Below are 20576 nucleotides of genomic sequence, written 5' to 3'. Positions count from 1 at the left end.
TTCGCCCACATCCTCGGCTGGGAAGTCGGCTCTACTCAGCGGAGGAAACCTATGACGACAGCTACCCTCGGCCCGGTGCGCCGCACCCGGGCACGAACGGAAGACCGGCCCCCGGTCACCAGCACGTACAACGAGCTGCTGGGACGCGTGCGGGGCGAAGGCCTCCTCGAGCGTCGCCGCGGGTTCTACGTGGGCATGTTCGCGGCACTCGTCCTGGGCCTGGTCGGCGCCGGCGTCGGCTTCGTCCTCCTGGGCGACTCCTGGTTCCAGCTGCTCATCGCCGCGGCGCTGGGGCTCATCCTCACGCAGCTCGCGTTCCTCGGTCACGAGGCGTCGCACCGGCAGGTGTTCGCCTCCGGACCCAGCAACGACCGTGCGGGCCGATTGATCGTCACCTGGCTGGTCGGCATGAGCTACCAGTGGTGGATGACGAAGCACACCCGCCACCACGCCAACCCGAACACCGCCGGCAAGGACCCGGACATCGCGTTCGACACCATCTCCTTCGTCGAGGAGGATGCGGCCCGCCAGCGCGGGCTGATGGCCGCCATCACGCGGCGTCAGGGGTACCTGTTCTTCCCGCTCCTGATGCTGGAGGGCGTCAACCTCCACGTCACGTCCATCCGCTCGCTGCTCGCGCCCGGCCCCGTCGACCGCCGTGCCGGTGAACTCGTGGCGATCGGTCTGCGGCTGTCCGTGTACCTGACGATCGTGTTCCTGATGCTGCCCGTCGGCATGGCCTTCGCCTTCCTCGGCGTGCAGCTGGCCGTCTTCGGCGTCTACATGGGCGCATCCTTCGCTCCCAACCACAAGGGCATGCCGATCATCCCCGCCGGCACCCGCGTCGACTTCCTCAACAAGCAGGTGCTGACCTCCCGTAACATCCGCGGCGGCTTCGGCATGAGCATCTTCATGGGCGGCCTCAACCACCAGATCGAGCACCACCTGTTCCCGAGCATGCCCCGCCCGCACCTGCGCCGCGCGCGCATCCTGGTCCGGGAGCACTGCGCCGCGCACGGCATCCCCTACACCGAGACCGGGCTGGTCCGGTCGTACCGGATCGTGATCGACTACCTCAACCGGGTCGGCCTGGCGGCACGCGATCCGTTCGACTGCCCGGCCGCGCATCAGTTCCGGCGCGCGTGAGCGTCCCTGTCAAGAGGGTGCGCTCGTCCCTGCATGGAGGAGGATGAGGGCGTGGACGTTCCCGTGTATGCCGTCGTTCTCCCGCACGAACTCGCGCCGGAGGTGCTCGGCGTCTATTTCGAGCTCGCCGAAGCGGAGACCGCGGCCGAGGAGGCCGACGGTCCGGCCGTCGTCGACCGTTCCCTCCTGCATGCCTGACAATCGTCCGAGCACCCTTCCATTGCACCCCCGCAAGGGTCACACTGGTGAGACACCCTCCGGTTGACGTGAAGCCTCGTTTGGCACCGATTCTTTGCCCCTTCCGGACTACCGAGGAGGGAAACACACATGGGCTACTTCAGCCACGAGGGTCACGAGATCCCCTTCGACGATCGCACACTCGCACATCTGCACGTCGTCATCATCAACAAGCTTCGCCACGGACAGAGCTTCGCCATGTCGTGGAAGGACTGCGCCGCGACCGGCGGCGGCCGCACCAGCGTCTGGCTGCACCCCGCGAGCAACATCCGGTTCCACTTCGACGGATCCCGCACCCCGGCGCTCAACAGGGAGTGGCTCGCGCTGCTCTCCGACTCGGCCGACAGCTCGCGTGGGCTGATCGTCGAGAGCGAGGAGAGCACCCCGGTGAGGGAGCTGGCGACGGTCTGACGGGCGACGAGAACTAGGCGGTCGCGTACCGCCCGGAGCGCACGGCGCGTTCACGCGCCTTCGCCGCCTCCTCCTCGCGGTTCTTCGGCGGGGTGGTGGCGACCAGGTCGTCGAGCAGATGCTGGGTGAGGTGCGCGATCTCGTGCACGGCCCGGTCGAACGCCTCCTGGTTGGCCTTCGACGGCTTCGTCGTGCCTGCGATCTTGCGCACGTACTGCAGGGCAGCCGCGTGGACCTCCTCCGAGGTGGCGGCAGGCTCGAAGTTGTGGAGGGTGTGGATGTTGCGGCACATGTCCCAGACCCTAACCCCGTCGACATCGCCTCCGACAGGGCCGGGTCCGCACGTTCACCCGAGCCGCGTACACTCCGGGCATCGAGAACGGCGACCAGGAGGAACGATGGCCGAGCACCTGCCCGTGAGCGATCTCCGGGAGTACATCGAGGACCTGCGGGCGAAGGGGTACACCGTGCAGGGCGGCCACACGCCCGACCCGGACCTGATCGACCCCGAGGGCAACCCGGTCTACACCTGGCAGGAGGGGTATCCGTACTCCGAGCGCATGAGCCGCGAGCAGTACGAGCTCGAGAAGTACCAGCTGCAGGTGGAGCTGCTGAAGTTCCAGTACTGGCTCGAGGACAACGACCGGCGCGCGGTGATCGTCTTCGAGGGCCGGGATGCGGCGGGCAAGGGCGGCACCATCAAGCGGTTCACGGAGCACCTGAACCCGCGCACCTCGCGGGTCGTCGCGCTCTCGAAGCCCAGCGACCGCGAGCGCGGCCAGTGGTATTTCCAGCGGTACGTGCAGCACCTGCCGACCGCCGGCGAGATCGTCATGTTCGACCGCTCCTGGTACAACCGGGCGAACGTGGAACGCGTCATGGGCTTCTGCACCGACGAGGAGTACGAGACGTTCATGGCGCAGGCGCCGGCGTTCGAGAAGATGCTCGTCGACTCGGGCATCCACCTCACCAAGTTCTGGTTCTCGGTGTCGCGCACCGAGCAGCGCACCCGTTTCGCCATGCGCCAGCTCGACCCGGTGCGCCGGTGGAAGCTGTCGCCGATGGACATCGCCTCGCTCGACAGGTGGGAGGAGTACACGGCCGCCAAGGAGGAGATGTTCCGCCGGACGGACAAGCGGCACGCACCCTGGACGATCGTCCGCTCCAATGACAAGAAGCGCGCCCGCATCAACGCGATGCGCTACTTCCTCGGCCAGTTCGACTACGAGGGCAAGGACCCGTCGGTGGCGAAGCGCCCCGACCCGCTCATCGTGATGCGCGGCAAGAGCCTCGAGGCCGACGAGTGAGGGCGTAACGTCGTCTCGTGAGTGACCGCAGCCGGCACACCGCCCTCGACAGGGCGTTCTTCATCAGCCTCATCCTGAAGGCGCTGGACGGCGTGGTCGAGCTCATCGGCGGCATCGCGCTGCTCCTGGTCACCCCGGAGCAGATCAAAGCGGTGGTGCGCAGCCTCACCCGGCATGAGCTCACCGAGGACCCGCACGACCCCGTCGCCAACTGGCTGGTGCACTACACGGGCACGCTCGGCGTCGGCGCGACCGTGTTCGGGGCGGTCTACCTGCTGGTGCACGGCGTCGTGAAGGTGTTCCTCGTCATCGCCGTGCTCCGGAACAAGCTCTGGGCCTATCCCTGGCTCATCGGGTTCCTCGTGGCCTTCATCGGTTACCAGGCGTACGAGCTCGTGGTGAACTTCAGCTGGGGTCTCCTGCTCCTGACCGCATTCGACATCTTCATCGTCGTGCTGACCGTGCGCGAGTACCGGCTCCACCGGGCGCGGCGGGCGGCCGAGCGAGCGGCTGCGACGGCGGAGCCCGCGGCCGGGGAGTCGTCTGCATCCGGCTGATAGTCCCCTCAGACGGTCGGGAGGCTGCCGGCGCCCGGGCGAGACTGGATGGGTCCCCTCGACCGACCGGAGCCGACCACGCCCCCTCTTTCCGTCTTCCTCGGCACCTGGTCCGTCGATCCCGCGGCCACCGTGGTGCTGCTGGCGGCCGCCGCCCTGTATCTCGGCGGCGTCGTCCGGCTGAGGCGGCGCGGTCACAGTTGGCCGCTCCGGCTGACGGCGGCCTTCCTGCTCCTCGGCCTGGGCTCCTACGCGGTCGTCTCCTTCGGGTTCCTCGGCGCTGCGAGCACCGGGCTCCGCTGGGCGTTCACGACCCGGATCGCCCTCCTTCTCTTCGTCGTGCCGGCCCTCGTCGCCTTGGGCCACCCCGTCGCGCTCGCGCGGGTGGCCCTGGGGCCGGCCGGGCGCGCCCGCACCGACCGGGCCATGCGCTCCTGGCCGGTGCGGGCCTTCGGCAACGCCATCTCGGCGCCGGTGATCGCCTGCGCGGTGTTCCCGGTCTTCCTGACCCCGGTCGCAGCGATCCTCCGCGATTCGCCGTGGTCGGAGTGGACCATCTCGGTGCTGACCCCGGTCGCCGGACTTCTCCTGGTGCTCCTGATCGCCGCGCACTCGGTGATCCGCACGGGCTTCTTCGTGACCGTGGAGTTCCTGCTGGCGTTCGTCGAACTCCTGCTGGACGCGATCCCCGGCCTGCTGCTGCGCCTGAACGACGGCGTGCTCGACCACGCTCCCGCGATCGTGGGCCGCTTACCGTTCTGGTTCCCGACCCCGCTGCACGATCAGCACCTCTCCGGCGACCTGCTGTGGTTCATCGCGGAAGTCGCCGACGTGCCCGTGCTCGTCCTCCTCTTCGTGCGGTGGATGCGCCTCGACCGCCGCGAGGGCAGGCGGGTGGACGAGCTCAGCGACGAGGAGGTCGAGGAACTGACGCGGCGGCACCTCAGCGGACGGAGCTGACGATCGCCCTTCGGCTAATATTAGATTTCGGCGCATGGGCGCCGCTATTGGGGGAGTCGTGCGGACCGTTGTCGTAATGCCCACCTTCAACGAGCGCGAGAACCTGCCGTTGATCGTGAGCCGGCTGAGACACGCCGCGCCGCAGGTCGACCTCCTCGTGGTCGACGACAACTCGCCGGACGGAACAGGCGCCTACGCGGACCAGCTCGCCGGGAGCGACCGGGCCGTGCATGTCCTCCATCGCGAGAGCAAGCGCGGGCTCGGCGCCGCCTACATCGCCGGCATGCGCTGGGCGCTCGCGCAGGGGTACGAGGTCGTCGTCGAGATGGATGCGGACGGGTCCCATCGGCCCGAGCAGTTGCAGCGACTGCTGGACGCGATCGAGCATGCCGATCTGGTCGTCGGCTCGCGCTGGGTGCCGGGAGGCGAGATCGAGAACTGGCCGGCACGGAGACGGGTTCTCTCCCGCGGCGGCAGCGCGTACTCACGTGTGGCGCTCGGCGTGCCGACGCGGGATGCCACGGGCGGGTACCGGGCGTTCCGTGCGTCGGCCCTCGAGGAGATCCGGCTCGAGGAGGTCACCAGCCAGGGCTATTGCTTCCAGATCGACATGCTCCGTCGCACCTATGCGGCGGGACTGACCGTCGTGGAAGTGCCGATCACGTTCGTCGAGCGCGAGTTCGGGGCATCGAAGATGACCGGTGGGATCGTCCTCGAGGCCATGGTTCGCGTCGCCGGCTGGGGCATCGCGGACCTCCCGAAGCGATGGACGACGCGGCGCCTGCGAGCGCTATCCGGCGCAGGGGCCGGTGACGAATGACCACGGAAGCAAAGGCCGTGCCGCGCGCACGATCCGGGTCCCGGCCATGGCCGGAGCGCGCGGCCGTGCGGTGGGGGCTGCTCGCGGTGGTGTTCGCCTGGGGCGCGTATCAGGCGCTCTGGAACATCTTGGCGGCGAACCCGAACGCCGACGAGCCCGAATACGTCGCAGTCGGCAGAGACTACGTCGCCGGCGATGTCACCCTCAACCACGAGCAGCCCCCGACCGCCAAGTACCTCTTCGGGGCCGTGCAACTCCTTTTCGGAGACGGGCCGGTGGCGCCGCGCATCCTCGTCGGTGTGCTCACGATCCTCGGCGGGGTGATCGTCTTCCTCTGGCTGCGCCCCGAACTCGGCTGGGTGCCCGCGCTGGTGCCCACCGCCTTCTGGCTGCTGCTCCCACGCGGCGTCGACACCACGTTCGAATTCCGGCTCGACCGCTTCGCAGTCCTCGAACCGGTGATGGTCTTCTTCGCCATCGGTGCGATGGCGGCAGCATGGCAATGGCACCGGGGACGATCGATATGGTGGCTGGTCGTCGCGGGGGCCGGAATGGGCCTCTCCGCCACGAGCAAGCCGACCACCGCCGTGATCCTGCCCGCGTTCCTGGTGCTCATCGTGGGCCGCCGCCGGCTCCGGCCGATCCTCTTCGGGCTCATCGTGCCCGCAGTCGCGGCGGCGGCCACCGTGTTCCTCGTCTACCGTCCGATCGGGCTGCGGACCGGCATCGCCGACCTGCTGGACTTCCAGGTCGCGCAGAACGCCAGCGGTCACCTGATCGACCTCGCCGGGTTCGCCACCGGTCATCCCCGTGGTGGGCGAACCTCTACTTCGCCTGGCAGGGATTCGGTGCCATCACCGCCGTGGTGCTGGTCGCGGGCACCGTCGCCGCCTGCTTCGACCGCAGGCATCGCCTCCTGGTCGTCTACCTGGGCGTCGCCCTCGCAGCGATGATGATCTTCTACCTGTTCATCGCGAAGAACGCCCTTCCGTCGTACTACTACGCCTGGTCCTGGGCGCTCTGCATCCTCGCCGGCATCGGCGTCAGCAGGCTCCTCACCCAGCCCGGCTCGGGCGGCCGGGCGGTCCTCCCCGCGCAGCAGGAGTCGGCCTCCTCGCCCTGGCCGCCCTCGCCGCCGTGAGCACCTCCGCGCTGGTCTGGAACGACGGCCCGACAGGCTTCGCCCGCGTCGATCACGCGCTTCGCGCTGCCGGCATCGAGGGGGGCAACGTGCTGGTCGGGGGCGTCGCGCCCTGGGAACCGCAACAGGCCATCGGCACCCGGGCGACGACAGACCCCCGATCGCATTGCATCGTCGCCGTGGCCACCAAGGTGTCGCCCCGCTCGCCCATCTCCCCCGAGGTGACCGGATTCATCGCCCAGCACAGGGCGGACCTTCACCGCACAATGCTCAACGACGTGACCTTCTACATCTTCACGCCGTCAGCAGCGGCGGCCAACTGCCGCTGACGAGGCAGCGGCGCCGAACCAGCGCTGCAGCTGCTCCTCCAGGTCATGCTGATCCGCTCCCACCCAGGCGATGTGCCCGTCCGGGCGGAGGAGCATCGCCGGGGCGCCGAGGGCGTCGGCGGCGGCCGCGTCGGAAACGAGGTCGACGCGATCCGACCAGCGGTCCGGCGAGAGCCCACCGCTCGTATCGACGAGCACCCCGCGTCCGTCGCGCATCCGCTCGTAGAGACGCCCGTCGGCCAGCGGGATGTCGCGCATCCGCCGCCCGATCGGCTCCTGCTCGACGCCGAAGTCGTAGCGGATGCCCGTTCCGGTGATCTTCTCGGCGAGGAAGCGGTCCACATCCTCGAACTCGACGAGCTGCGTGAGCACGTGGCGCACCGCCTGAGGGCCGGGCTCCGGAGAGATGAGCTCGCTCTGCGCCCGGGTGATGGTGAGCACGTCCTCGGCCGCCGGATGCCGTTCCGCGAAGTAGGTGTCGAGCAGGCCGTCCGGCGCCCGACCGTCGAGCTCGAGCGCCAGCTTCCAGCCCAGGTTGAAGGCGTCCTGGATGCCGAGGTTGAGCCCCTGCCCGCCGAGCGGCGGGTGCACGTGGGCCGCATCCCCAGCGAGCAGCACCCGCCCGACGCGGTACCTCTCCGCCAGCCGGGTGGCGTCGGTGAAGCGGGAGAGGGAGCGCGGCGCGTGGATGCCGAAGTCGGTGCCCGCGTACGCCCGCAGTTGCTCGCGGAACTCGTCCAGCGTCGGCGGCACCGTGCGGTCCTCCGAGACGGTAGCGGCCGGAACGACCGCGCGGAACAGGCCGTCGCCGCTCGGGCCGATGCCGAACCCGCGGTGCGTCGTGCGCACCTGCTCCGAGATGGCCGCGATCTCGTCGGCCGGCATCGTCGCCTGCACTTCACCGAGGATCCACTCGGTCGTCGCCGCTTCGCCCGGGAACGCCACGCCGAGCGTGCGGCGCACCAGGCTTCGCCCGCCGTCGCAGCCGACCAGCCAGCGCGAGCGGACGCGCGTCCCGTCGTCGAGCTCCACGGTCACGCCGTCCTCGTCCTGAACGAACCCGGTCAGGGCGGCGCCGCGCCGGATCTGCGCGCCGAGTTCGGCCGCGTGCTCGGCGAGCAGACGGTCGGTCACCGGCTGCGGCAGGCCGAGCGTGTAGGTGTGGGTCGTGTCCAGGGCGGCCGGGTGCGTGCTCGCGATCCCGGCGAACCGGCCGACGACCGGGTAGGTCGTGCCGGCCTCGAGGAAGCGGTCCAAAATGCCGCGCTGGTCGAGGATCTCGAGGCTGCGGGCGTGCAGCCCGAGCGAACGCACGAGTTGCGTCGGTTCCGCATCGCGCTCGACCACCAGCACCTCTGCGCCGTGCAGTCGCAACTCGGCGGCCAGCATGCTGCCGGTCGGTCCCCCACCGCTGATGATCACGTCGTACACGTCAGAACCCATCGCATCCCCACTCTCCGGCCGAAGCGTTTCCAGCCGCGACCAGCCATTCTGGTGGATGCGGGGGCCCTTGCCGCAAGACCCCTCCCGCCCGGTATCCTGGAAATGCAAGGACGGCCGTGCGGCTCAGACCCGGTCGTGCAGCGTTAGGTAGTACCCGTCGGGGTCGGCGAAGGCGGACGTTCGGCCGAACGGACCGTCGATCGACGCGCCCCGCGCGAGGAGCGCTGAACCGCGAGGACCCAGGGCGTCTACCTCATCGTCCTGCAAGGTTTCTGAAATGCCAGGATTTCCATGTCGTATACCTTACTGTCCGGCGCCCATCGGGCGGCGCGACAATCGAATGGAGACGCACGAATGAATCGCCTGGCGGCCAGCGCGACCGACCGGTGGCTCCTGGTGGCCTCGGTCGTGGTCAGCAGTATGGTCCTGTTCACACCGATTGCTCTCATCGGTGCGGTCGTTCTCTTGGTCTGGGCATCCGTGCGGCTAGTGCGTCAAAGACCTCGTTCGGTTGCACTACTGACGACCTCGATCATCGTGCTCAGCTCGTCCCTCCTCGTTGCGCTGGCAATTGGCATCGTCACCGCCATGGTCACCGATTCGAGTACGGGGAACGTAACCCTCACCCCGGGCGGGTAGTCCCGCCCGTAGCTCACCCCCGCATCTCCTCGCCCACACTCTCGGTGCGCCGGATGCCGACGGCCGGCAGCAGGATGTCGTCGATGATGCCGAGCAGGAACTTCCGATCGACCGGGGTGCGGAGCACGAGGACGCGGTAGGCGGCCATCGACGGCGCGACGAGCGCGAGCTTCTCGATGTCGCAGTCGGCCGGGATCTCGCCGCGCTCGACGGCACGGCGGAGGAACATCCGGTTGATGGAGGCGCGCGGCTCCACGATCGCCGCATTCACGGCGTCGGCGAGGTCCGGGTTCTCGGCGAGCATCGAGACGAGGCCGGCCATCACGCGCAGCTTCTTCTCGGCGTCCTCGATGGTGTGCGGCTTCATCATGGCGACCAGGTCGCCGCGCAGCGTCCCGGTGTCGGGGAGCTGCGCCTCGTCGAGGTCGACCTTCTTCATGCAGGCGACGGCGTCGACCACGAGCTCGGCCTTCGAAGCCCAGCGGCGGTACACCGTGGCCTTGCCCGCCTTGGCGCGCGCGGCCACCATATCCACGGTCATGCGGTCGTAGCCGGTCTCGGCGAGGACCTCGAGCGCAGCGTCGAGGATCTCGGGGTCGCGGGTGTGGTCCCGCTTGCGCCCGAGCTTCGGTGCGAGGGCTGAGGTTTCCATCTCTGACAGTCTAAGTGAATTTCTGAACAAAAGAGATCCGGAACTGTTGAGTTCCGTATATGCTGGCGCCCATGTCCCAGACCAACCCCTCCCCCACGAGCGCGACACCCGATGCGCCCGCGCCCTCCGCGCGCCGCTGGTGGACGCTCGTCACCGTCGCCCTGGCGCAGCTCATGGTCGTGCTCGACTCCACCGTCGTGAACATCGCGCTGCCTTCCGCGCAGGCCGACCTCGGCTTCTCCAATGCCGACCGGCAGTGGATCGTGACCGCCTACTCCCTCGCCTTCGGCAGTCTCCTGCTCTTCGGCGGCCGCCTCTCCGACCTGATCGGCCGCAAGCGGGCCTTCATCATCGGCCTCATCGGATTCGCCGGCGCCTCGGCCCTCGGCGGCGCGGCCGGGACCTTCGAACTGCTCGTCGGCGCACGTGCACTCCAGGGCGCCTTCGGCGCGCTGCTCGCCCCGACCGCCCTCGCGGTGCTCACCACCACCTTCACCGTGCCGAAGGAGCGGGCACGCGCGTTCGGCATCTTCGGCGCGATCGCGGGCGCCGGCGGTGCGGTCGGCCTGCTGCTCGGCGGGGTGCTCACCCAGCAGCTCGACTGGCGGTGGAACCTCTACATCAACGTGGTCATCGCGATCGTGGCCGTCGCGGGAGCGGTGGTCTTCGTCACCTCCGTGCCGCGCACCGGTCCGCGTCCGAAGCTCGACGTGCCGGGCACCATCCTCGTGTCCGCCGCGCTCTTCTCCCTCGTCTACGGTTTCTCGAACGCCGAATCCGAGGGATGGGACTCGCCGCTCTCCTGGGGCTTCCTGGTGGCGGCCGGCGTGCTGCTGGTCGCTTTCGTGATCTGGCAGCGGCGCGCCGCGCATCCACTGCTGCCGCTGCCCATCGTGCTCGACCGCAACCGCGGCGCGTCGTACAGCGCGATCCTCATCGCCGGCGCCGGGATGTTCGGGATCTTCCTCTTCGTGACCTACTACCTGCAGTCCACGTTGAAGTTCACGCCCATCCAGACCGGCCTCGGCTTCCTGCCGATGATCGTGATGCTCGTCCTGGCGGCCCAGCTGTCGACCAACATCTTCGTTCCGCGCTTCGGGCCGAAGGTGATGGTGCCGATCGGCATGACGATCGCCGGCAGCGGAATGGTCTACCTGACCCACCTGGGCGTGACGGCGAACTACGCGGCCGACCTGCTGCCGCCGCTGATGATCCTCGGATTCGGGATGGGGTCGACGATGCCGGCCGCGATCCAGACGGCGACGCTGGGCGTCGACCGCCGGTTCGCCGGTGTCGCCTCGGCGATGGTGAACACGAGCCAGCAGGTCGGCGGATCGATCGGCACGGCGCTCCTGAACACGCTGGCGGCCACCGCGGCGACCGACTACGTCGCGTCGCACCTGCCGCCCACCCCGCAGGTCATGGCGGAGGCGGCCGTGCACAGCTACGCCACGGCGTACTGGTGGGGCGCCGCCTTCTTCGGATTCGGCGCGGTGCTCACCGCGCTGCTGTACCGGCGCCGCTCGGTGACCCAGGCGACCGGCACGGCGGAGCCGCTCGGCGACGGCGCGCAGCCGACCGCTCCGGAGCCCGTCGTCGCGCACTGAGACCGGGTCGGTCGCCGGCCTGCACCGGCGACCGGCCCGTCACTCAGCTGTGGCGCGGCTTCCGCGGCGGCCGCTCGTCGCGCCGGTCGTCGCGCCGCCCCGTATCCCGCCGCCCGGTCTCGCGACGCGCTCCCGCGCCGCGGTCCGGGCGGAGTTCGATCAGCTTGCCGCTGATGCGCGTGCCCGACAGCCGCGAGAGCGTCTCGCGCGGCAGGTCGGCGGGCAGCTCCACGATGGAGAAGTCGGGCAGGATTCGGATGTGGCCGAAATCGTCTCGGCTCAGGCCGCCCTCGTTGGCGAGCGCCCCGACGATCTGCCGCGGTTCGACCTTCTGCCGCTTGCCCACCTCGATGCGGTACGACGCCATCGGCTTGTCGCTGCGGTCGCGCCGCGACGGCCGCTCGCCCCGGCCGCCGTCCCGTCCCCCGCGGTCGGACCGGCCCGCCCGGTCGTCGGCGCGGGAGTCGCGGTCCACCCGCTGGGTGAGCGCGTCGTCCGGATCGAGGAGCAACGGCTCCTCCCCTGCGCCACCACGGCGAGCGCGGCCGCGACGTCTGCCTCGGGCACATCGTGGTGCTCAACGTAGTGACCGATGATGTCCCGGAAGCGCGCGATGCGGTCCTGCTGCTCCAGCGCCTCGGTGATGGCGTCGTCGAAGCGCGCCAGGCGGGTGACGTTGACCTCATCCACACTGGGTAGCGTCATCTGCGTGAGCGGCTGGCGGGTCGCCTTCTCGATGGCGCTGAGCAGCCGCCGCTCGCGCGGGGTGACGAAGCTGATCGCGTCGCCGCTGCGCCCGGCGCGACCCGTGCGGCCGATGCGGTGCACGTACGGCTCGGGGTCGGTCGGCAGGTCGAAGTTGACGACGTGGCTGATGCGCTCCACGTCCAGTCCGCGCGCCGCCACGTCGGTGGCGACGAGGATGTCGAGCGCGCCCGATTTCAGCTGGTCGACGGTCCGCTCGCGCTGCGCCTGCGGAACGTCGCCGTTGATCGCCGCCGCCGAGTACCCGCGGGCGCGCAGACGCTCGGCGAGGGTCTCCGTCTCGTTCTTCGTGCGGACGAAGATGATCATCCCCTCGAAGTTCTCCACCTCGAGGATGCGGGTGAGCGCATCCACCTTCTGGCCGTACGAGACGACGAGGTAGCGCTGGGTGATGTTCGGCGAGGTCGTGGTCTTGGTCTTGACCGTGATCTCTTCCGGATCGTTGAGGTACTTCTTCGAGATGCGGCGGATCTGCGCCGGCATCGTGGCCGAGAACAGCGCCACCTGCTTGTCGGAGGGCGTGTCGGCGAGGATGGTCTCCACATCCTCGGCGAAGCCCATCTTCAGCATCTCGTCGGCCTCGTCGAGCACCAGGTACTTGAGTTCGGAGAGGTCGAGCGTGCCCTTGTCGAGGTGGTCCATGATGCGCCCGGGCGTGCCGACGACGATGTGGACGCCGCGGCGCAGCGCCGACAGCTGGACGCCGTAACCCTGGCCGCCGTAGACCGGCAGCAGGTGCACGCCCTTCAGGTGCGCGGCGTAGCTCTCGAATGCCTCGGCGACCTGCAGGGCCAGCTCGCGGGTGGGCGCCAGCACGAGCGCCTGCGGGCTCTTCTGAGAAAGGTCGAGGCGGGAGAGGATGGGCAGCGCGAAGGCGGCCGTCTTGCCGGTGCCGGTCTGCGCGAGACCGACCACATCCCGGCCCTCGAGGAGGAGCGGGATGGTGGCGGCCTGGATGGCGGAGGGCGTCTCGTAGCCGACGTCCTTCAGCGCCTGCAACACCGACCCGTCGAGCCCGAGGTCCGAGAACGTGGTCGGGGGTGCGGAGTCGGCGGGCTCGGAGGTGCGGGGCTCGCCGTCCGCAGAATCAATCGGGGTCATCGTTCAACGGTAGTCTCTGCGGACCGCCGGCGGGAACGAGTTCCCCGGTTCAGCGATGCAGCGAGTGCGTGAAGCTCTGCAGGAAGCCGGCCGCGGGCCGCTGCTGCTCCCCTGCTGCGCACCGAGCACGATCAGGACGCCGGTGAGCGCCGGCAGCACCCACTGCAGGATGCGCTGCTTGCGCTGCGCCGCCGCCAGCGCCTCCGAGGCGGTCGGGTCCGGCTCGGTCACGCCCTCCGCGCCCTGCTCCGCGTTCTCGCCGATCTTCTTGCCGAGGAGCGCCGAGTACAGGCTCGCGCCGCCGGCGAGACCGGTGATCGCCAGCTTGACGACCGTGTTGCCGCGCGCCTCCGGCTGCACCGCGAGGCGGCCCTTGTTGCCCGCGATGAGCCCGACGCCGCCGATACCGTGCACGATGATCGCGGCGAGCTGGACCGGGGCCCATTTCGCCCATCCGGCCGACGACAGGCGCAGCCTCTCGGCCGGATCCTTCGCCGTGGCCGTGCCTCCGTTGAGGCCGACGGCTCCCATGAGGGTGCCGCCGAACCAGGCGGCGAGGCCTAGATCGTGCATTGCCCGAACCACTGTGTTGCGTGCCGACATGTCGCATCCGTTCTCATCGAGCAGGAGCCGGTGCTCCCGCGGTCGTGAGCACCCACGCAATCACCCGCTTCCGGAGTCGAGCAGCCGATTGACTTCCGGGGATTCGGTGGAGACGAGCCGGGAGCTCAGCGGCCGACGGCCGCGCGCAGGATCGCGGCGACCTTCTCCCTGTCCGCAGCATCCAGCTTCGTCAGCGCGAACCCGACCGGCCAGAGGTTGCCGTCGTCGAGCGTCGCGGCCTGCTGGAACTCGATCGTGGCGTAACGCTGCTTGAACTTCGAGGCGGGCTTGAACGCGACGACGGTCTTGCCGTCCGCGTCGGCGTAGGCGGGCATCCCGTACCAGGTCTTCGCCGCAAGCGGCGTGTTCTCGGCGACGAGCTCGTGGAACGCCTCGGCGAGCTCCTTGTCCGCGCCGGTCAGCGCCGCGATCGCGGCAGCGCACGCAGCCGCGGCGTCTTCCCCCTCCTGCTGCGCCTTCTTCTCCGCCACAGCGGCCTTGATGGCCGCCTTCTCCTCTTTGCTGAACGCGGTGGTGGTCATGGTGTCCTCCCCTTCCGATGGGCTCTGTGACCAACCTAGGGTCGGCGCCCGATGGCGCGCTTCTCCATTCCTGCTCAGCTGCGGTCGAGCAGGTCGCCGTACTCGCCGTGCTCGCGGATGAACGTGGTGACGATGGGGCACTGCACCTTCACCCGCAGCCCGTCGGCGCGGATGCGGTCGAGCACGCGCCGGATCAGCGCCGTCGCCACACCCTGTCCCCGGAACTCCGGGTAGACGGAGGTGGCGATGAGTGTGACGACGTCGCCGTGGCGCGCGTATGTGATCCCGCCGACGAGGGTGTCGCCGCTGACCGCCTCGTACGTCTTCGTCTCCGGATCGTCCGTCACGAAGAACTCGATCCCCGGCTCGGCCGCTCCTGTGGTCTTCACCTCGTCGACCAGCACCTGCTGCGTCTCGGTGAGCGTCCCGGTGCCGTCGGGGTACCCCGCCTCGTCGGGGTACTCGAACGATCCCCTGGTTTCCTCAGTCATCGTCTTCCCTCTCCTCCCGGCCTCCGCGCGGGGCGGGATGATCACACGCTAGACCCGGCAGGTACGGTCTTGTCCAGAACGGTTCGCGGCTGGGACACTTCTGCCGAAGCGCCGGTGCACCGACCTGTGCAGACAGCCGGCCGGGGAGGGCAGGGACATGTCGAATCCAGGGCAGCCGACCGTGCGGCAGGGAGACAGTGGCGACGCGGTCCGTCGTCTTCAGCGTGCGCTGCGGCGGACGCCGGATCCGGGCCTCGTGGTCGACGGGATCTTCGGCCCGGCGACGCACGCGGCCGTCGTCGAGTTCCAGCAGGGCGCGGGACTCGTCCCCGACGGCATCGTGGGCCCGCTCACCTGGGCAGCTCTGCCGGACGGCGGACCGATGCCGGTCCTGCGTCAGGGCTCCACCGGACCGGTGGTCTCCAGCCTGCAGACGGTGCTGACGAACGGAGCGGACCAGTGGGGCGGCGTCACGCCGCAGGGCGTCGACGGCATCTTCGGCCCGCACACGAAGGCGGCGGTCGAGGCCTTCCAGGACTGGGCGGGCGTCACGGTCGACGGCATCGTGGGCGACCAGACGTGGGGCGTCCCGCTGCACGCGGCCGGCGCCACGCTGGAGTCGGCGGTCGGGCTCGAGTTCGTCGAGTCGTAGGAATCGAGCCGGTCAAGGAGGCCCCCATGTCCACACCCGCCGCGTCGGCGAACCATTCGGCGAATCCTTCAGCGGATCTGCGCCGTCGATCCCTTGAGGCCCTCACCGCACTGGCCGTTCAGTTCCTGCTGGGCATGGCGGCGAACCTGATCGGTGAGCCCGAGGGCGGGTTCGCCGTCGTAGCCGACACGATCATCGTGATCCTGCACATCCTCGTGGCCATCGGCCTGGTGGTGATCGCTGTGAGACTTCTGCTCGCCGCGCGGAGAGCTGCAGCCGGCCAGCGCCTCGCGATCTGGGGGCTCGTCGTGATCGTTGTCACGTTCCTCGCCGGCGTCGGGACGATCATGACCGGCAACGACTGGGCCTCGTACCTGATGGCCTGCGGCTTCCTGGCCGCCGCCGCCCTCTACGGCGGAACGTTCTTCGCGTCGTACAGGGCCGCGGAACCGCCGGGGTAGGCGGTCCCGCCGCCCTTCGCGTACGAGGTCGCGCTACAGCACCTGCGACAGGAACCGCCGCAAGCGCTCCGACCGCGGCCTGTCGAAGATGTCCGCCGGCGCGCCCTGCTCGACCACGACGCCGCCGTCCATGAACACGACGCGGTCGGCGACCCGGCGGGCGAAGCCCATCTCGTGGGTGACGACGACCATGGTCATGCCCGCTTTCGCCAGATTCGTCATGACGTCTAGGACGCCCTTCACCAACTCCGGGTCGAGCGCCGAGGTGACCTCGTCGAAGAGCATCAGCTCCGGCTCCATCGCCAGCGCGCGGGCGATCGCCACCCGCTGCTGCTGACCGCCCGAGAGCTGCGTCGGCCGCGACTGCGCCTTCTGGGTCAGTCCGACGTCCGCGAGACGGTCGAGGGCGATCCGGTCCGCCTCCTGCCGGCCGATCCGCTTCACCTTGCGCAGCGAGATCGTCACGTTCTCGAGCACCGACATGTGCGGGAAGAGGTTGAAGTTCTGGAAGACCATGCCCATCCGGCTCCGCACGGCGTTGATGTCGGTCTTGGGGGAGGTGATCTCCTCGTCGTCGACGAACACGCGGCCGGCGGTGGGTTCCTCGAGCCGGTTCACGATGCGCAGGAGCGTCGACTTGCCGGAGCCGGACGGTCCGATGATGCAGACGACCTCCCCGGGCTCGATCGTCAGGTCGATGCCCTTGAGCACCTCCACCGGGCCGAACTGCTTGTGGATGCCCTCCACGGCCACCCGTCCGGCCTTCACGGCTGTCGGAACCATCGTCTGCTGCACGTCCTTCGTCCTCTGTCCTCGGCTCGCTGTCGTCGGCGCCGTCCGCGCCTGCACCTGCGTCACTTGTCCGCTCCCTGCAGCGTCTCGGGCGCCTGGGCGGCCACCTCCCCGGTGGGAGCGAGGTTGGCCGCATCGGCCTCACCGGTCATCGCGTTCTCCGGCTTGCGGCCGGTCTTGAACCGCTTGTCCATCCAGTTGACGACATAGGTGAGCGGGATCGTGATGATGAGGTACATGATCCCGGCGGCCACCAGCGGCGACAGGTTGCCGGTCTGCTGGGCGGCGTCCTGCCCGATGCGGTAGAGCTCGCGCTCCGAGACCGTGAAGCCCAGCAGGTACACGAGGCTGGAGTCCTTGATCGTCGCGATGAACTGGTTCGTCAGCGCGGGCAGGACGTTGCGCACGCCCTGCGGGATGACGATGAGCCGCATCGCCATCCCGTGCGGCATGCCGAGCGCCCGTGCCGCCTCCAGCTGTCCGGCCGGCAGCGACTGGATGCCGGAGCGGAAGATCTCGGCGATGTACGCACCGGCGATCAGCCCCAGGGTCAGGATGCCGTACGGGTACGAGCTGTCGCCGAAGATCCGCACGCCCATGAGCGGCAGCCCCTGGCCGAGCAGGAAGATCGTCAGGATGACGGGGAGGCCGCGCATGAGGTCGACGTACACCCGGGCCGGGATCCGGAGGATCGCACGCTTTGACATGCTCGCCAGCGCGATCAGGATGCCCACGATCGTCCCGAGGACCATCGCGCCGATCGCGAGGATCAGCGTGTTGGGCAGCCCGGTGATGATGAGATCGGGAAGGATCGCCGTGATCTGATCCCAGTTGAAGAAGCCGTTGATGATGTCCATGTTCGTTTCCTTGACCGGCCCGGGTGATGTGTCGGACTACTCGACCGAGTACTTGTTCGACGGGTGCGCCGCGTAGTACTTCTTCAGCCAGTCGATGACCGGCTGGGCGTCGTCGGCGGGGTTCCACTTCTCGAGCATCTTCTGGGTGGTGCCGTCCGCCAGGAACTTCCGCAGCTGCTCGTTGAGCGCGACACGGAGGTTCGTCGCCTTCTTGTTGAGGATCCAGGCGCCGCCGCGGTCCTCCGGGTTCACCGCGGAGAGCGCGACCTTGAAGCCGAACTGGCTGGTGTACGCCTTAGCGTTCTGCGGGTCGACGAGGATGGCGTCGAGGCCGCCCCCGGAGAGCGCGAGACGGGCCGCGTTGTTGGACGGGAAGGTGACGATGTTGGCCTTCGTCCAGTACTTCTGGGCGTATTGCAGCGCCTGGCTGGACTGCAGGATGCCGATCTTCTTGCCGTCGACGTCGGCCTCCTTCTTGATGTCGGAATCCTTCGGCACGACGAGGGCGTTGTTGCCGATGATGTCCGGCAGGGTGAAGTCGACCGTCTTGCGACGGACGTCGGTGTCGGCGATCGAGCCCAGCGTCATGTCGGCCTGGCCGCCGGCGACGAGCGGGATGAGCGTGTCGAAGTCGCGCCCGGTGACGTCGACCTTCAGGCCGATGTTCTTCGCCGCCTCCTCGACCAGCGCGATGTCGACGCCGACCCACTTCTTGTCCCTGATGTAGGCGAAGGGGGTGAGGTCGCTGCTGGTGACGATGGTGATGACACCCGGCTTGATCGTCTCGTATTTCGATGTGGCGCTGTCGGCAGTCGATCCGGTCCCGGCGCTGGAACCGCTCGAGCACGCGGTGGTGGCGACGAGCGCCGCGGTGAGGACCGCTGCAGCGAGGGACGCTGAGGTGAGTCGCTTCATTTCGTTGCTCCAATGGTGGTGGTGGACGTGGTGCTGGGGGTGGCCCCCGCCGCGAAGCGGTCGGGGGAGAACAGGCTGAGGTCGACGTCGGCCTCACCGGTCAGTGCGAGCTGGGCGGCGACGTCGCCGTTGGCGGCCGACATCTTGAAGCCGCGGCCTGAGCACGCCGACAGGACGACGAGGCGCGGGTGGGCGGCGGGGATGCCGATGGTGAACTCCTCGTCAGGCGTCATGGTGATCATGCAGCCGCCCGAGTGAGCGGGGACGGGGTCGAGGTCGGGAAGGGTCCCCGCGACGAACGCCCGGACGCGAGCGAGCTCCCACTCCTCCACGTCCTTCTTGTTGGCGGACGGGTCGACGATCTCGTACCCCTCTGTGAAGTCGAGGCCGATCTTCACGCCGTACTCGTCGAACTCGGGCAGGCCCCACCCCGTCTCCCCGTGCGCCTCGTGCGTGAAGGCAGGGAACGCCTCCGCCGTGAAAAGCGACTCCTTGCCGGCCTTCGGCCTGAACCAGGAGAGCGTGGCGCGGCGGGGGTCAGCTGGAGCGGGAGGAACGGCAGCAGTGTCCGCTGCCAGGCCCCCGCCGCCACGATCGCGGTGCCGACCTCCCACGTACGCTCGGCCGTCACGATGAGCACGGACTCGTCCTGAGGGATCACTTCGAGCACCGCCGAGTCCACCACACGGGCTCCGTGCTTCTGCGCGAGCGCCCACTCGGTGCGGATGGCGAGCTCGGGCTGGAGGTACCCGCTGGCCGGATCGATCACCCCGATGTCGCCGGCGCTGATCACATGCTGCGGGAAGCGGCGGCGGAGCTCCGCCTCGTCCAGGTACTCCAGCGGCAGCCCCGTCTCGGCGGCGACCTTCTCGAGCCCGGCGATGAGCGGGGCGTCGGGGCGGCCGATGGAGAGCCCGCCGGTCATGTGCAGGACCGATTCCCCGCTCTCCGCCTCGAGCTCACGCCAGAGGCCGACGGCGCGCTGGGCGAGGGCCGACTCCTGCGGCCCCTGCGGCGTGACCGACTTGAAGACGCGGGAGTAGCCGTGCGACGAACCGCGATCGTGGCCTGAGCCGAACTGTTCGAAGCCGATCACGTCTGCGCCGCGAACCGCCGAGCGCCAGAGCGCGGCGCTTCCCGCAGCTCCCAGTCCGATTACGCCAACCTGCGCGTCCACTTCGCTCCTCACTGAAACCGACCGGCTTCGCCCTTCTGGGAGGCACCGTCTTCAGGGTCCCGGCGGCGAAGTAACGGAAGTCAAACACAGCAAACCGGAACTAGTCAAGCGAAAACAGGGGAGTAATCAGAACGTAACAAAACACCCCGCGGCGACGGGGGTGGAGGCGGAGTGACTCAGGCGCGGACGACGCGTCCCACGACGGCCTCGAGCTCCGCGGTCTGCTGGGCACTGAGGCCCGTGTCCGTGATCAGCAGATTGATGTCCGACAACTCGCCGTAGCGACAGAAGGACACCCGGCCCACCTTGCTGTGGTCGACCAGCAGGACGCGCCGGTTGGAGCAGCGCAGCGCAGCGCGCTTGGTCTCCGCCTCGGCGATGTCGGGCGTGGTCAGCCCGCGCTCGAGGCTCAGACCATTGGTCCCCAGGAAGGCCACGTCGACGAAGAGGTCCTCCAGGTTGCGGATGGCCAGCGAATCGACGCTCCCCAACGTGACCGAACGCACGCGGCCGCCGAGGATGACGACGGTCGCGGCCGTCGATCGCGTCGCCAGGGACTGCGCGATCGGCAGCGAGTTGGTGACGACCGTGACGGGGAAGTCTGCCGGAATGAGGTCCGCCAGGTGGGCGGTGGTGGAGCCCGTCTCGATGAAGATCACACCGCCGGCCGGGATCTCGTCGAGGGCGGCGCGTGCGATGCGCTCCTTCTCGGCCGCCCACTCCGTCCGCGCCGTGATGCCGGGCTCGAACACCGGGGTCTCGACGGGGATGCCGCCGCCGTGCACCCGCAGGATGAGACCGTCGGCCTGCAGCGCAGCGAGGTCCTTCCGTACGGTCTCGGGCGTGACCGCGAGCGACTTCGCGGCAGCGTTCACGCGGACGCGTCCCTGCTGCCTCGCGGTCTCGAGAAGCAGCCGCTGCCGCTCCGGTCCTGACAGCCGCTCCTCGTCGTCGATCGCCGCCATGTCGCC

Annotated in this window: 24 protein-coding genes and 3 pseudogenes; 13 read left to right on the top strand and 14 right to left on the bottom strand. The window is 69.2% G+C overall.

Features of this window, described 5'->3' with window-relative positions; translation table 11 throughout:
* The first annotated feature begins 51 nt into the window (after nt 1–51).
* The 3 genes from ACQ86M_RS00235 to ACQ86M_RS00225 all read left to right on the top strand — a co-directional run bounded on the left by ACQ86M_RS00235 (nt 52) and on the right by ACQ86M_RS00225 (nt 1794).
* Nucleotides 52–1146, top strand: a complete 1095-nt coding sequence (locus ACQ86M_RS00235) for a fatty acid desaturase family protein (RefSeq protein WP_431220059.1) — start codon at nt 52–54, stop codon at nt 1144–1146.
* A gap of 51 nt (nt 1147–1197) precedes the next feature.
* Nucleotides 1198–1344, top strand: a complete 147-nt coding sequence (locus ACQ86M_RS00230) for a hypothetical protein (RefSeq protein WP_431220058.1) — start codon at nt 1198–1200, stop codon at nt 1342–1344.
* A 129-nt stretch (nt 1345–1473) separates the two neighbouring features.
* Complete coding sequence (locus tag ACQ86M_RS00225; RefSeq protein ID WP_431220057.1) at nt 1474–1794, top strand: ATP-dependent DNA ligase; 321 nt, start codon at nt 1474–1476, stop codon at nt 1792–1794.
* A 13-nt stretch (nt 1795–1807) separates the two neighbouring features.
* Here ACQ86M_RS00225 and ACQ86M_RS00220 read toward each other — a convergent pair whose 3' ends face one another.
* Nucleotides 1808–2086, bottom strand: a complete 279-nt coding sequence (locus tag ACQ86M_RS00220) for a DUF2277 domain-containing protein (RefSeq protein ID WP_431220056.1) — start codon at nt 2084–2086, stop codon at nt 1808–1810.
* Nucleotides 2087–2192: 106 nt separating this feature from the next.
* On the opposite strand from ACQ86M_RS00220, the gene ppk2 reads away from it, so the two are divergent.
* The 7 genes from ppk2 to ACQ86M_RS00185 all read left to right on the top strand — a co-directional run bounded on the left by ppk2 (nt 2193) and on the right by ACQ86M_RS00185 (nt 6908).
* Nucleotides 2193–3101, top strand: coding sequence for a polyphosphate kinase 2 (gene ppk2, locus ACQ86M_RS00215; RefSeq protein WP_431220055.1), 909 nt, complete (start codon nt 2193–2195; stop codon nt 3099–3101).
* A gap of 17 nt (nt 3102–3118) precedes the next feature.
* Nucleotides 3119–3658 carry a DUF2127 domain-containing protein gene (locus ACQ86M_RS00210; RefSeq protein ID WP_431246625.1) on the top strand — a complete coding sequence of 180 codons (540 nt, stop codon included), beginning with the start codon at nt 3119–3121 and terminating at the stop codon, nt 3656–3658.
* 48 nt (nt 3659–3706) lie between these two features.
* The gene (locus ACQ86M_RS00205) at nt 3707–4618 is read left to right on the top strand and encodes a cytochrome c oxidase assembly protein (protein WP_431246624.1); all 912 of its coding nucleotides are present in this window, start codon (nt 3707–3709) and stop codon (nt 4616–4618) included.
* Nucleotides 4619–4694: 76 nt separating this feature from the next.
* Nucleotides 4695–5438 (top strand): polyprenol monophosphomannose synthase, encoded by a 744-nt coding sequence (locus ACQ86M_RS00200; RefSeq protein ID WP_431246623.1) that lies wholly within the window; start codon nt 4695–4697, stop codon nt 5436–5438.
* Complete coding sequence (locus tag ACQ86M_RS00195) at nt 5435–6391, top strand: ArnT family glycosyltransferase (protein ID WP_431246622.1); 957 nt, start codon at nt 5435–5437, stop codon at nt 6389–6391. The genes ACQ86M_RS00200 and ACQ86M_RS00195 overlap by 4 nt, the downstream gene beginning before the upstream one ends.
* Entirely contained in the window at nt 6388–6579 is a 192-nt protein-coding gene (locus tag ACQ86M_RS00190; protein WP_431246621.1) for a hypothetical protein, read from the top strand. Before ACQ86M_RS00195 ends, ACQ86M_RS00190 begins: the two co-directional genes overlap by 4 nt.
* The gene (locus tag ACQ86M_RS00185; protein WP_431246620.1) at nt 6576–6908 is read left to right on the top strand and encodes a hypothetical protein; all 333 of its coding nucleotides are present in this window, start codon (nt 6576–6578) and stop codon (nt 6906–6908) included. The genes ACQ86M_RS00190 and ACQ86M_RS00185 overlap by 4 nt, the downstream gene beginning before the upstream one ends.
* Here the strand turns inward: ACQ86M_RS00185 and ACQ86M_RS00180 are convergent.
* The 3 genes and pseudogenes from ACQ86M_RS00180 to ACQ86M_RS00170 all read right to left on the bottom strand — a co-directional run bounded on the left by ACQ86M_RS00180 (nt 6882) and on the right by ACQ86M_RS00170 (nt 9642).
* Nucleotides 6882–8351, bottom strand: coding sequence for an FAD-dependent monooxygenase (locus ACQ86M_RS00180; protein ID WP_431246619.1), 1470 nt, complete (start codon nt 8349–8351; stop codon nt 6882–6884). The two genes, ACQ86M_RS00185 and ACQ86M_RS00180, sit on opposite strands and share 27 nt — an antisense overlap.
* Before the next feature lie 123 nt (nt 8352–8474).
* Nucleotides 8475–8600 (bottom strand): annotated as a pseudogene (locus ACQ86M_RS00175) (VOC family protein); the annotation flags it as partial.
* A 403-nt stretch (nt 8601–9003) separates the two neighbouring features.
* On the bottom strand, nt 9004–9642 hold the full coding sequence (locus ACQ86M_RS00170) for a TetR/AcrR family transcriptional regulator (protein ID WP_431220048.1): 639 nt from the start codon (nt 9640–9642) through the stop codon (nt 9004–9006).
* Between the two features lie 71 nt (nt 9643–9713).
* On the opposite strand from ACQ86M_RS00170, the gene ACQ86M_RS00165 reads away from it, so the two are divergent.
* Complete coding sequence (locus ACQ86M_RS00165) at nt 9714–11249, top strand: MFS transporter (protein WP_431220047.1); 1536 nt, start codon at nt 9714–9716, stop codon at nt 11247–11249.
* Between the two features lie 43 nt (nt 11250–11292).
* On the opposite strand, the pseudogene ACQ86M_RS00160 reads toward ACQ86M_RS00165, so the two are convergent.
* The 4 genes and pseudogenes from ACQ86M_RS00160 to ACQ86M_RS00145 form a co-directional block, all read right to left on the bottom strand.
* Nucleotides 11293–13115 (bottom strand): annotated as a pseudogene (locus ACQ86M_RS00160) (DEAD/DEAH box helicase).
* A 3-nt stretch (nt 13116–13118) separates the two neighbouring features.
* Nucleotides 13119–13688 (bottom strand): hypothetical protein, encoded by a 570-nt coding sequence (locus ACQ86M_RS00155; RefSeq protein WP_431246618.1) that lies wholly within the window; start codon nt 13686–13688, stop codon nt 13119–13121.
* 155 nt (nt 13689–13843) lie between these two features.
* Entirely contained in the window at nt 13844–14260 is a 417-nt protein-coding gene (locus ACQ86M_RS00150) for a hypothetical protein (RefSeq protein WP_431246617.1), read from the bottom strand.
* 74 nt (nt 14261–14334) lie between these two features.
* On the bottom strand, nt 14335–14751 hold the full coding sequence (locus ACQ86M_RS00145; protein ID WP_431220043.1) for a GNAT family N-acetyltransferase: 417 nt from the start codon (nt 14749–14751) through the stop codon (nt 14335–14337).
* A 157-nt stretch (nt 14752–14908) separates the two neighbouring features.
* On the opposite strand from ACQ86M_RS00145, the gene ACQ86M_RS00140 reads away from it, so the two are divergent.
* Nucleotides 14909–15403, top strand: coding sequence for a peptidoglycan-binding domain-containing protein (locus ACQ86M_RS00140; protein ID WP_431220042.1), 495 nt, complete (start codon nt 14909–14911; stop codon nt 15401–15403).
* Nucleotides 15404–15429: 26 nt separating this feature from the next.
* Nucleotides 15430–15864 (top strand): hypothetical protein, encoded by a 435-nt coding sequence (locus tag ACQ86M_RS00135; RefSeq protein WP_431246616.1) that lies wholly within the window; start codon nt 15430–15432, stop codon nt 15862–15864.
* A 33-nt stretch (nt 15865–15897) separates the two neighbouring features.
* Here the strand turns inward: ACQ86M_RS00135 and ACQ86M_RS00130 are convergent, their stop codons facing one another.
* From ACQ86M_RS00130 to ACQ86M_RS00105, 6 genes and pseudogenes are all read right to left on the bottom strand, one after another.
* On the bottom strand, nt 15898–16647 hold the full coding sequence (locus ACQ86M_RS00130; RefSeq protein WP_431247921.1) for an amino acid ABC transporter ATP-binding protein: 750 nt from the start codon (nt 16645–16647) through the stop codon (nt 15898–15900).
* Between the two features lie 71 nt (nt 16648–16718).
* On the bottom strand, nt 16719–17513 hold the full coding sequence (locus tag ACQ86M_RS00125; RefSeq protein ID WP_431246615.1) for an amino acid ABC transporter permease: 795 nt from the start codon (nt 17511–17513) through the stop codon (nt 16719–16721).
* A gap of 36 nt (nt 17514–17549) precedes the next feature.
* The gene (locus ACQ86M_RS00120) at nt 17550–18428 is read right to left on the bottom strand and encodes an ABC transporter substrate-binding protein (RefSeq protein ID WP_431246614.1); all 879 of its coding nucleotides are present in this window, start codon (nt 18426–18428) and stop codon (nt 17550–17552) included.
* Nucleotides 18425–19042 carry an FAD-dependent oxidoreductase gene (locus ACQ86M_RS00115; protein ID WP_431246613.1) on the bottom strand — a complete coding sequence of 206 codons (618 nt, stop codon included), beginning with the start codon at nt 19040–19042 and terminating at the stop codon, nt 18425–18427. Before ACQ86M_RS00115 ends, ACQ86M_RS00120 begins: the two co-directional genes overlap by 4 nt.
* Nucleotides 19000–19605 (bottom strand): annotated as a pseudogene (locus tag ACQ86M_RS00110) (FAD-dependent oxidoreductase); the annotation flags it as partial. The gene ACQ86M_RS00115 and the pseudogene ACQ86M_RS00110, both read right to left, overlap by 43 nt.
* 176 nt (nt 19606–19781) lie before the next feature.
* Entirely contained in the window at nt 19782–20570 is a 789-nt protein-coding gene (locus ACQ86M_RS00105; RefSeq protein ID WP_431246612.1) for a DeoR/GlpR family DNA-binding transcription regulator, read from the bottom strand.
* Between the last annotated feature and the right edge of the window lie 6 nt (nt 20571–20576).

It is taken from the genome of Leifsonia xyli subsp. cynodontis (assembly GCF_050632205.1).
Classification (GTDB): domain Bacteria; phylum Actinomycetota; class Actinomycetes; order Actinomycetales; family Microbacteriaceae; genus Leifsonia; species Leifsonia xyli_D.
Note: the sequence above shows the minus strand (reverse complement) of the source record. Positions and strands in the feature narration are given on the sequence as shown.